This is a genomic window from Acinetobacter johnsonii (genome assembly GCF_048551975.1).
GTDB classification, from domain to species: domain Bacteria; phylum Pseudomonadota; class Gammaproteobacteria; order Pseudomonadales; family Moraxellaceae; genus Acinetobacter; species Acinetobacter johnsonii_A.
In genome coordinates this window covers 1-11143 of record NZ_JBIMCF010000038.1, presented here as the reverse complement: position 1 = coordinate 11143, position 11143 = coordinate 1, and the positions used below count along the sequence as shown (strand labels likewise).

9 protein-coding genes and 2 pseudogenes are annotated in these 11143 nt (G+C 38.9%); 5 read left to right on the top strand and 6 right to left on the bottom strand.

What is annotated here, in order from left to right:
• Window positions 1-57: 57 nt before the first annotated feature.
• From ACG9ZB_RS15830 to ACG9ZB_RS15820, 3 genes and pseudogenes are all read right to left on the bottom strand, one after another.
• Window positions 58-174 (bottom strand): annotated as a pseudogene (locus tag ACG9ZB_RS15830) (S-formylglutathione hydrolase); the annotation flags it as partial.
• A gap of 228 nt (window positions 175-402) precedes the next feature.
• A complete protein-coding gene (locus tag ACG9ZB_RS15825; RefSeq protein WP_000842149.1) occupies window positions 403-1515 on the bottom strand; it encodes an S-(hydroxymethyl)glutathione dehydrogenase/class III alcohol dehydrogenase in 1113 nt (370 codons plus the stop codon).
• A gap of 21 nt (window positions 1516-1536) precedes the next feature.
• Complete coding sequence (locus ACG9ZB_RS15820; protein WP_001133624.1) at window positions 1537-1812, bottom strand: metal/formaldehyde-sensitive transcriptional repressor; 276 nt, start codon at window positions 1810-1812, stop codon at window positions 1537-1539.
• A gap of 467 nt (window positions 1813-2279) precedes the next feature.
• Between ACG9ZB_RS15820 and ACG9ZB_RS15815 the strand changes: the two genes are divergently transcribed.
• Together ACG9ZB_RS15815 and ACG9ZB_RS15810 are read left to right on the top strand one after the other, a co-directional pair.
• Window positions 2280-3275: a zinc-dependent alcohol dehydrogenase family protein gene (locus ACG9ZB_RS15815; protein WP_004812136.1), complete on the top strand. Its 996-nt coding sequence runs from the start codon at window positions 2280-2282 to the stop codon at window positions 3273-3275.
• Entirely contained in the window at window positions 3265-4281 is a 1017-nt protein-coding gene (locus ACG9ZB_RS15810; RefSeq protein ID WP_312088293.1) for a zinc-dependent alcohol dehydrogenase family protein, read from the top strand. Before ACG9ZB_RS15815 ends, ACG9ZB_RS15810 begins: the two co-directional genes overlap by 11 nt.
• Window positions 4282-4331: 50 nt before the next feature.
• Here the strand turns inward: ACG9ZB_RS15810 and ACG9ZB_RS15805 are convergent, their stop codons facing one another.
• Complete coding sequence (locus ACG9ZB_RS15805) at window positions 4332-5231, bottom strand: LysR family transcriptional regulator (RefSeq protein WP_419326716.1); 900 nt, start codon at window positions 5229-5231, stop codon at window positions 4332-4334.
• 135 nt (window positions 5232-5366) lie between these two features.
• Here ACG9ZB_RS15805 and ACG9ZB_RS15800 point away from each other — a divergent pair, with 135 nt between their 5' ends.
• The 3 genes from ACG9ZB_RS15800 to ACG9ZB_RS15790 all read left to right on the top strand — a co-directional run bounded on the left by ACG9ZB_RS15800 (window position 5367) and on the right by ACG9ZB_RS15790 (window position 7484).
• Window positions 5367-6107: an SDR family oxidoreductase gene (locus tag ACG9ZB_RS15800; protein WP_419326714.1), complete on the top strand. Its 741-nt coding sequence runs from the start codon at window positions 5367-5369 to the stop codon at window positions 6105-6107.
• Window positions 6108-6180: 73 nt separating this feature from the next.
• Window positions 6181-7179 (top strand): zinc-binding alcohol dehydrogenase family protein, encoded by a 999-nt coding sequence (locus ACG9ZB_RS15795; protein ID WP_419326713.1) that lies wholly within the window; start codon window positions 6181-6183, stop codon window positions 7177-7179.
• A gap of 20 nt (window positions 7180-7199) precedes the next feature.
• Window positions 7200-7484, top strand: coding sequence for a putative quinol monooxygenase (locus tag ACG9ZB_RS15790; RefSeq protein WP_000156169.1), 285 nt, complete (start codon window positions 7200-7202; stop codon window positions 7482-7484).
• 260 nt (window positions 7485-7744) lie between these two features.
• Here the strand turns inward: ACG9ZB_RS15790 and ACG9ZB_RS15785 are convergent, their stop codons facing one another.
• Together ACG9ZB_RS15785 and ACG9ZB_RS15780 are read right to left on the bottom strand one after the other, a co-directional pair.
• The gene (locus ACG9ZB_RS15785) at window positions 7745-10294 is read right to left on the bottom strand and encodes an EAL domain-containing protein (RefSeq protein ID WP_419326711.1); all 2550 of its coding nucleotides are present in this window, start codon (window positions 10292-10294) and stop codon (window positions 7745-7747) included.
• A gap of 206 nt (window positions 10295-10500) precedes the next feature.
• Window positions 10501-11143, bottom strand: a pseudogene (locus ACG9ZB_RS15780) (IS4 family transposase); the annotation flags it as partial.

Below are 11143 nucleotides of genomic sequence, written 5' to 3'. Positions count from 1 at the left end.
TGGGAAAAAAGAAGAGTTTAAGGAAATTTTGGCAATTTTAAGAAGGCAGAAGCCTGATAGGATAAGGGTTCTGTGAAATTTGTCGTGTACAGAGGAACAGTTTAATGCTATTGACTGATGGCGATACACTTCTTGCGATCCACCAAAAGAAGCATGTTTCTCAATTATTTCCATAATCAATTACCTATGTTGAGCAAGACTTCATGAGAAATCGAGTAAACAAAGAGTCTGACATTCTCCATAGAGAATAGTGATAAAGATTTAAAATGTAGGCAGGTTTATTGAACCTATACATGATGCCTACACAGATAGATCTGTTTTACAGATGATGTGCCGTTTTAGAGGATTCCATGCATGTCATTCATGATGCACATGCATGGAAAAGTATAAGGCCTGACGGAATTACTCGTAATGAATTACAGTACGAATTGACTTACCTTCATGCATTAGATCAAAGGCTTCATTGATCTGATCCAAGCCCATCGTATGTGTCACAAATGGTTCTAATTGAATTTTACCTTTCATGGCATCTTCAACCATTCCTGGAAGTTGCGTGCGACCTTTTACGCCACCAAAAGCAGAACCTAACCATTTACGACCAGTAACTAGTTGGAATGGACGGGTAGAGATTTCTTGACCTGCGCCAGCTACACCAATAATTACGGATTGTCCCCAGCCACGGTGTGCACTTTCAAGGGCTGCACGCATTACATTCACGTTACCAATACATTCAAATGAATGATCTACACCCCAGCCAGTCATTTCGACAATTACTTGCTGGATCGGTTTATCGTAGTCTTTAGGGTTCAAGAAGTCCGTTGCACCAAACTCTTTTGCCAGCGCAAATTTATCTGGATTCATGTCAACCACAATAATACGTCCTGCTTTAGCTTGACGTGCGGCTTGTACGACTGCTAGACCAATACCACCTAAACCAAAGACCGCAACACTATCACCTTCTTGTACTTTAGCGGTGTTGTGTACTGCACCGATACCCGTTGTGACACCACAACCTAGTAAGCAGACATGTTCGTGATTGGCTTCAGGATTGATTTTAGCCAATGATACTTCTGCCACTACCGTGTATTCACTGAACGTTGAGCAGCCCATATAGTGGTAAATCGGTTGACCATTATAGGAAAAACGAGTTGTGCCATCTGGCATTACGCCTCTACCTTGAGTTTCGCGAACGGAAATACACAAGTTCGATTTTCCAGATTTACAGAATACGCACTCGCCACATTCAGCGGTGTAAAGTGGAATTACATGATCACCTGGTTTGACGCTAGTCACGCCTTCACCAACCTCAACTACGACACCAGCACCTTCATGCCCGAGAATAGCCGGAAAAACACCTTCAGGATCATCGCCAGATAAAGTAAATGCGTCTGTATGACACACACCGGTATGGGAGATCTTGATTAATACTTCACCTTTCTTCGGTGGTGCAACATCAACCTCAACAATTTGAAGAGGTTGACCAGGACCAAACGCAACGGCAGCACGTGACTTCATGGAATAATTCCTTATACAGATCTATTTTAAATATGATTTTAGAATCTTGGCGATTTCAGCCAATTCTTCTTTTCGTTGTTGTTCTGTGGTTTCACCTGATACTAAAGTGTCTTTTAAATGAACCTCTAACATCTCATTCATTAAACCATTAATAGCACCACGCACAGAGCATATTTGTTGCAGAATTGCACCACATTCCACATTGTCTTCTAACGCTTTTTCAATCGCTTGCGTTTGACCTTTGATCTTTCTGACGCGTAGAAGAATCTTTTTTTTGTCTTCAACCTGATTAGGCATCAGACCTCCTTATTTGCTAGCATTTATACTATAGTACCCCATAGTATAAAAAAAGCAATAATTTTTATAAATCGAAAAATCAAAAAGGTCTTTAGCGAAAATTTTCTATCCCTGTTTTTAGTTTTTTTAAATTAACGTCGTAGAGCTTATGCGAAGGTCACAAAAAAATGGGACTTTTAGCTGCCATTTTTTATTTTGGCTCATGTTCTTTGTAATGCTGTGACCTTTTAGAATTATGTTTCAAATTTTAGCCACTTTGTAGATATTTTGAACGTTTCAAGCCTTGAAAATACTACCGACAGTTTAGATTAAACTGCCTTTACAGACTGTACTAGAATATTTTTAGTGAGCGGATGATATTTATTATTCATTATTTAGGAATTATTAAATCCTATAAATATTATTTATTGGATTAATTTACTTTGGTACTGTGCATATCATCCCCCAGTTAAGAATAAGGAACAACTATGAATAAGATGATGAATGCTCTTATCCTAGAAAATTTTGGTGCTCATGAATTTACACGTGTAGAACTCCCTATACCTCAACCAGAGGCTGGGCAAGTTCTAGTACGTATTCATGCCAGTGGTGTAAACCCTATTGATTATAAAATTCGTCTTGGTGAAGCACCATATGCTATGCCAGAGCTTCCTGCCGTGTTGGGAACAGATATGGCTGGGGTTGTAACTGCTATTGGTGAAGGTGTCACTCACTTCAACGTCGGAGATGAAGTTTACGGTCTGATTGGTGGCGTTTGTAATCTTCAAGGATCTTTAGCAGAATATGTTGTAGCAGATGCTGATCTGATCGCATTAAAGCCACGGAATATCTCTATGCGCGAGGCAGCAGTACTACCATTGACGTTCCTCACCGCTTGGGAAGGTTTAGTGGATAATGCGAAGGTCCAACCAGGGCAAACTGTACTGGTTCAAGGTGGTGCTGGTGGCGTTGGTTATATGGTGGTTCAGCTTGCAAAAGCACTTGATGCAAATGTTTGGGCGACTGGTCGTACAGCTGATCAATCACTGATTTCAGAACTCGGTGCAACACCTCTCGATTACACAACAGCATCTTCCGATGACATTATTGCTGCAAGCCCTGAGGGTCAAGGTTTTAACATTGTTTACGACACTGTGGGTGGTCCAGTACTCGAAGCTTCACTTTCCATGACAACTCACTATGGCCACATTACCAGCTGTGCTGCATTTGGTAATCATAATTTAGCGAGTTCATCTCTACGGTGTGCCACAGTGTCTGGTGTATTCGTCCTAATGCCGATGTTAACAGGCAATCGCCGTTCTCATCATGGTGATATCCTTAAGATCGCGACTCGTCTCGTTGAGGAAGGTAAACTGCGTCCTATTGTTGATCCTCGTCATTTTACTCTAGACCAAGCGATTGAGGCTCATGATGCTGTTCAAGATCGCTCTGCCAATATTAAGGTAGTGATTGATGTCATTTAACGCACTTCAGGCCAAGACTTGGCGCTTCAATAGTATTGGAGATACAGATGTTCTGACATTAGAAACACTTCCTGTTGCTTTACCAGCAGCAGGAGAAGTTCTAATCCAGATGAAAACGATCGGACTCAACCGGGCTGATGTAATGTTTCGGCGTGGTACTTATATTCAAAAGGCAGTATTCCCTTCTCGTCTGGGATATGAGGGAGCAGGCATAGTTCTGGCGATAGGTGAAGATGTACGCCAATTTTCTCCAGGAGATGCAGTATCGATTCTTCCGACTGACAATCTAGCCAAATATGGGACATATACGGACAAGCTTCTGATTCCAGAAACTTTTTTAGTTCACAAACCTGATAGTTTAAGCTGGGAAGAAGCTTCTTCAATCTGGATGCAGTATTTGACGGCTTGGGGTGGTGTAATCCATGCTGGTGGAGTTTCGAAAGGAAAAACGATCTTGATCACAGCAGCTTCAAGTAGTGTAGGACTAGCTGCGATACAGATCGCTGAAGCAGCGGGTGCTAAGGTCATTGCAAGTACACAAACGATAGAGAAAAAGCAACGTTTACTGGATCTCGGTGTTAAAAATGTTATAGCCAGTGAAGATGAACCCGATTTGTATGAGGCGCTTGTTTCACGTTTGGGTGGAGAATATCTTGATGTCGCCTTTGATGCTGTAGGAGGGCCACATATTGAACAGATTGCAAAAGCGATGTCTGTGGGAGGAACTATGGTTATGCATGGTGCACTTAGCCCAGAGATCACACCATTTCCCCTTAAAGTTGCATTACGCAAGAGCTTAACCATGCGAGGTTTTTTGTTCCTTGAGGTTCTGCATGACCCTGTTCTAAGGGAGCAAGCCAGACGATTTATTCTTAGCAGTATAGGTGCAGGATATCTTCGTCCAGTGATCGACCGTTGCTTTAACTTTGAGAACATGCATGACGCTCAGCGCTATCTTGAATCAAATCAGCAAATAGGAAAAATTGTAGTTACTCTAAATACATGATGGTCTTATCTGATTTCTACTTTCTAGAAAAAAGGTTAGTTCCTTCTGATTCAGGTTTCTATATGGCCCAGCACTTCCGCTAAGTAATCAAACAATGCTCGGATTCGCAAAGGTGTCGGGCCCCGCTGTGGACGATATAAATACAGGCGCCAAACAGGAGAGGTTTCCTCATGAAGTATCTGAATGAGCTTACCACTCCTAAGCCACGGCAAAACTAGAAATCCAGGCATGTGTCCGAATCCAACTCCAGCGAGAATCGCTTGAAATTCAGCTTCTAGATCATCTGTAATAAAACGGGGATTTGATGGCGTAAAGCTTCGACTTTCGGTGAATGTCCATGGCCAGTAACGCCCTGTTTTATGATCGACTAATGCTGTTAGAGGGTATTTATCAAGGTCAATAATTTTTTTGGGCATTCCAACCTTATCAATTAACTCTGGCGTACCCACAGAATAAAATTTCACTTTAGCCAATTCCCTTGCTACATATCGATTGTCCGGCAAAAATCCAAATCTGATCCCGATATCTATCCGCTCATCGATCACATCCGAGTGTGAATCTGTTAGCACACAATCCACGACAATATCTGGATAACGTGTGGCAAATTCTGCTAGTGCAGGTACTACCAATTTACGCCCTAACACAGACGACACAGTAAGACGGACAGTCCCACGCATTTCATCTCGTTTTTCCTTGGTGTCTTTTACAAGCAAAGCATCGATCGATTCCACCGCAAAACGTGCTTGCTTTGCCAGACGCTCACCATCAGCGGTAATTTTAATTTGTCGAGTACTCCTGTAGAACAGAATCTCTCCGCGCTGCTCTTCTAGCTCTTTTATTGCCCGTGTCACTAGCTGCGGGGAAATACCGAGCTGAGTGGCTGCCTCTTTAAAATTTCGAGACTCTGCTGCGACACAAAAGATACGCATCATTTCCAATTTATTCTGCATGTCCAATCCTGTGTTATGGTAATTATTCCGTAAATAGGAATTCTGAAAGATAATATTATTCATTTATTATACGTAACAAGGCTGTGATACTTAACCCATCAAATATGATTGACAAATAGGTTGAAGGTTACTTGTATGAATAATATAGAAAATAAAGTTATTGTTATCACTGGTGCAAGTAGTGGTTTAGGTGAAGCTACTGCTCGCTTACTTGCTAAAAAAGGTGCAAAGGTTGTCATTGGTGCTAGACGTACTGAAAAATTACAGGCTATTGTTCACGACATTCGTACTGAAGGTGGTCAAGCTGAATTTATTGGTATGGATATAACCAAACCACAGGAAGTACAAGCACTTATTGAAAAGGCATTAAGCGCATTTGGTCAAATCGATGTATTGGTAAACAATGCTGGATTAATGTCTATTGCACCATTAAGTGAGCTAAAAGTTGATGAATGGGATCGTATGATCGACATCAATATTAAAGGTGTTCTTTATGGTATAGCAGCTACCCTACCTGTTTTCCAAAAACAAAACTTTGGACACTTTATTAATCTCGCATCTGTTGCAGGGATAAAAGTATTTAGTCCGGGAGGTACTGTTTATAGCGGTACTAAGTTTGCTGTAAGAGCCATCTCTGAAGGACTTCGTCATGAAGTTGGGGGAACAATTAGAACGACGACTATTGAGCCTGGTGCAGTTGAGTCAGAACTAAAATTTGGTTCTTCTCATAAAGAAAGTTCAGAGTTTGTTACGGATTTCTACAAACAAGCCATACCAGCTGACTCAGTCGCTCGAGCAATTGCTTATGCAATTGAACAGCCTGCGGATGTAGATATTAATGAAATTGTTTTGCGCCCAACGAGCCAAGAGTTTTAATTATTGAATAACAAAAAATGGGGGCACTTCGCTTCCATTGTTACTATATTTTTTTAAAGTTGTGGACAAATCTATGAAAGCCGTATCGTATGTTATCAATAACCATGATGATTTTAAAAATTCATTGGTAGATATTGAAAAAGCTAAGCCTACGCTTAAGGAGCGTGATGTACTGGTAAAAGTTCAGGCAATCTCTGTGAATCCAGTTGATACCAAAGTGAGAAAAAATTCGTCTGAAGCAAATAATCGTATTTTAGGTTGGGATGCCGTTGGGGAAATTATTGAAGTTGGCTCAAAAGTTACCTCGTTTAAAGCAGGAGATTCTGTTTGGTATGCTGGCGATTTAACCCGAGATGGTAGTAATGCTGAGTTTCAAGCAGTCGATGAACGAATTATCAGTCTTAAACCCATTACAGTATCTAATGCAGAAGCAGCAGCATTGCCATTAACTGCTATCACTGCATGGGAAATGCTGTTTGATCGGTTTCAAATTTCAGAAACAGAAGTTGGCAGTATTTTAATTATTGGTGGTGCAGGTGGTGTAGGATCAATCGCTATCCAACTCCTAAAAGCAAAAACAAATCTAACCGTTATAGCAACAGCTTCGCGCGAAGAAACGAAATCTTGGGTGGAATCACTGGGTGCCGACCATGTCATTGATCATAGCAAAGATTTAAACGAACAAATCGAAGCACTAGGCATTGCAAAACCAAAATACGTATTCTCTACAAATCATACAGAAACGTATACCAAGCAAATAGTTTCTCTGATTGCACCACAAGGCAAGCTTGGATTGATCGATGATCCACAAACATTTGATATTATGCCGTTTAAGACTAAATCTATTTCTATCCATTGGGAGTTGATGTTTACTCGTTCAATGTATGACACCGATGATATTGAAAAGCAAGGTGATCTATTGCAACAGGTTGCCCAATTAGTTGACCAGCAAAAAATTAGAAGTACGCTTAACCAAAATCTAGGCAATATTAACGCTGCAAACTTGGAGAAGGCGCATAAGTTGCTTGAATCAGGTAAATCAAAAGGCAAAATTGTACTAGAAAACTTCTAAAACAAACTCAAGGTGAAATAATGACTATTTCAGTAATTGCGAACATTAAGGCAAAATCAGATCAAAAAGAAACGTTAGAAGCGCTTTTAAAAAGTGTAATAGAGCCTACGCTTCAAGAAGAAGGATGCTTGAAATATGAGCTTTATATTAGCGAAAATGACTCGAGTAGATATTTCTTCTTAGAAGAATGGCGTAGCAGAGAGGATTTAGATATCCATCTAGCCTCTGATTATATTCAAAGTTTATTTGGTAATATCCAATCGCTGATTGAATCAAGTGATATTGTAGAAATCAAAAAAATATAGCTGTATTCGGACGTTATAAAGTTAATATAAAAATGGGAGCTATAAGCTCCTATTTTTTCTGGTTTTTTCATTTTAGGGCTTTGTTGCACAAAGATTTGAAAGGCAAAGCACTCCTAATTAAGCCAAATAAGACTTGTTTCACAAATACCTAAAATCATGATTTTATTACATTTATTTTTATTAAAATTTTCACATCCCCCTTAAAAATTAGTATCTTGCAAAATATTTATGCAACAAAACCTTTACACAGACTAATTACGTTAACTTAAACTTTCCAACGGCAAAAATTTAGAATTCAAGTCACTTATTGGCGCAGGCCGTGCATAAAAATAGCCTTGAAATAAATCACAATCTTGTTGATAGAGCAGAATAGCTTGTTCTAGTGTTTCAACACCTTCCGCTACGACCTCTAAGTTCAGCTGATGGGCTAGAAAAATTATCGACCGAACAATTTCAGCATCTTGAACACTAATGGTCAGATTCTCAATAAAACTTCGATCCAGTTTGATTTGAGTAATCGGTAGTAGTCGTAGATAGCTAAGGCTCGAATAACCAGTGCCGAAGTCATCAATGACCACATGCACTCCTAAAGCACGAATTGATTTTAGAATTTCAATTGCCCTGTCAGCACCACTAATAATAACGCCTTCGGTAATTTCAATTTTAAGCAGCTCAGCTGGTAATTGACTTATTTTTAGCGCTTTTTGAAGTTCCTCAAGAAACCCAGCACGTCCAAACTGCAAAGGAGAAATATTAACTGAAACCGTGAGCTGACTATCATGCGCCTTATTCCATTTAGCGATATCTAAACATGCTGTTTCTAAAACCCACTGTCCAATATTTACAATCTGTCCTGTTCTTTCAGCTAAAGGAATAAAAACATCTGGAAAAATATAACCCCGTTCGGGATGATACCAACGAATCAGCGCTTCTACTCCCTGAATCACGCCTGTTAATGGTTTGATTAACGGTTGATAGAATAGTGTAAACTGCTTCTTTTTTACTGCTTCCATAAGTTCTAAACGCAGATGAGCATAGTCTAAATTGGGTGAAATCTTATTGCTTTCTTCATAACAATGCCAAGTATTACGGCCTTGTCTCTTTGCTTCTCTCATAGCCAGAGTAGACCGATATAAAAGCTCTGAAGCACATTGTATAAAACTGTTATTTATGACGATACCCATACTTGCGCTTAGATGGAGTGTATGGTCATCGACTTGAAACGGCTCTGAAATCAAATCAAGAATCTTTTTAGCTCTTGTGGTTATTTTTTTATGATCATGTTGGCCTTTGATCAATAATACAAATTCATCTTCGGCATACCGACTCAAAACCTCATCAGGTTTTAAAAAATCTTTTAATCGGCTCGCTATATTTTTAATAACTTTATTACCAACGTAGTAACCTAAACTATCATTCATCGAACTAAAGTCATCAAGATCAATATAAAGTAAAGTTAGAAGCTTTTGTTTTTCGAAAGTTTGCTCTAAGATTTTTTCAAAAGTTATTTGATTTAGTAAGCCTGTTAATTGATCATGAGTATTTTGATATTCAATATATTCTTCATGGATACGTTGCTGAGTAATGTCTTCCTGAATTCCAAGAAAATGAGTACATTTGCCATCTTGATCCAAAATTGGCCCCAACATTAGTCTATTCCAGAACCAACTCCCATCCCTACAATAATTTTTTAACATTATCTGAACATCTTTCTGCTCCTTTACCGCTTGCTTAAACAAAGCAAGTTGCTCTAGATTAGTATCTCGGCCCTGTAAAAAATTATAATTACGGCCTATGACTTCCTCTTCTGTATAACCAACTTGTTTAAGAAAAGCAGGATTAACAAAGCTGATCACCATGTTTTCAGAGGCATCCGTGATAAACATACCACTCGGACTTGCATCAACTCCGCGCTTTAAAAGACGTAAGCTCTCCTTATTTTTCCGATTTACACTAATGTCACGTGCTATCGTAAATACACCTGTAACCTTTTGATTTTGAATTATTGGTAAATTGATAATATCAAGCCATATAATTTTTTCTAACGCATTATAAACGGGAATTTCGTAATGTTGAGACTTCCCCAGTAGGGCAGATTTAAATGCAGCATCAACTAATTCATGATATTCATCAGGTATTAATTTCCAATAGTGTTTCCCCTGTATTTGCTCTTGTGAAAAGCCCGTAATTTCACGACAAGCAATATTGCTATTAAGAACATATCCTTGCAGATCAAGTTCAAGAATTACATCTGGATGATAATTGTAAAAAGAACTATATTTTTCATTTACGGCTATTTTTTGTTGGCGTTCATCATGAAGTTCAATCGCTAATGCAACTAAAGAGGCGGCCTGTTCTAAAAGACGAATATTATGTTTCGTCGGTTTTTTGGGACTTCGGTAATAAGTCCCAAAAGTTCCATATAAAATATTTCTTGCATTAATAATAGGCATAGACCAGCAACTTGACAGCTGCTCTGCCTTAACTAATGCACGATAAGCTGCCCAATTCGGATCTTCCATCAGATCCTGACTAATCACTAACTTACGTAAAAATGCAGCTGTTCCACAAGCTCCGCGCTGAGCACCAATTTTTAAATTATTGACGGCTTTACAGTATTGATTTGAGAAATGTTGTTTACCACTGATAAGCTTTAAAGTTTGATCATGTTCGGAATAAAGCATGATCGTAACTAAGGCATCTGGAATATGGGATTCAAGCCACCCAGAAATTGCATTTAAAATGGGTTCTAATTCAGCGTGCTGCCCTATAAGACTAAAAATATGATACGTATCATAACTCTCTCTCATTTGCTCCTACCCTCGCTTGACCCCTATCCAATCCTTGGTCTATTTTTGACTTCATTATTATAACAGTTTGTATATTTTCCATTTGTGACTGCTACATTAACAAGTAACATTTGCCTTTACTTATGACTATAACATTTTTATAGAATATAGATTAGGTCTATTTCATAAGTGAAAAGTAATCTTTTTTACTTTGTACACGACAAATTTCACAGGCCCCTTATCCTATCAGGCTTCCGCTTTCTTAAAATCGCCAGAATTTCCTTAAACTCTTCTTTTTTCCCAAAACCAATTAAACACTGAATCGCCATTTGAACATAGTCTAAACCATAGCGAAATAAACTCATTGAGAGTCGTCCATGCTTCTTTATTTTTATCGCTTTTTTTTGATCATGTTGCCTTTCACTTCTAAGATTTCGTGGCACCAACAGAAGCTTATAGCTAACACCGCAATCAATTTTTTCACTCATCTAGGGTCTGTCAAGCGCGTATTTTCAAGATTAAATCCGCGTCCTTTGAGACAACTGAATAAGGTTTCAATTTCCCAGCGTAATGCATAATTCTGAATAGCATTGGCATTAAACTGAGGAGAAACGACGAGTAAAAGCTCTCCATTTTCTAACTGTAGTGCACTTATATATAGTTTCACCCGACCAGCCAAGATCCGTCGTTTACGACATTCAATTTGACCAAATTGAAGATGGCGAAATAAATCACTAATTTAGTGATTCTTCCCTAAATAATTGGTGACAATGAAGTTTTTTTAACACGAATGCAGAAGTTGATGTCTTGTTCAATTAACCATGTAAACCACTGCTCACCGATAAACTCTCTGTCTGCGAACACATTCAC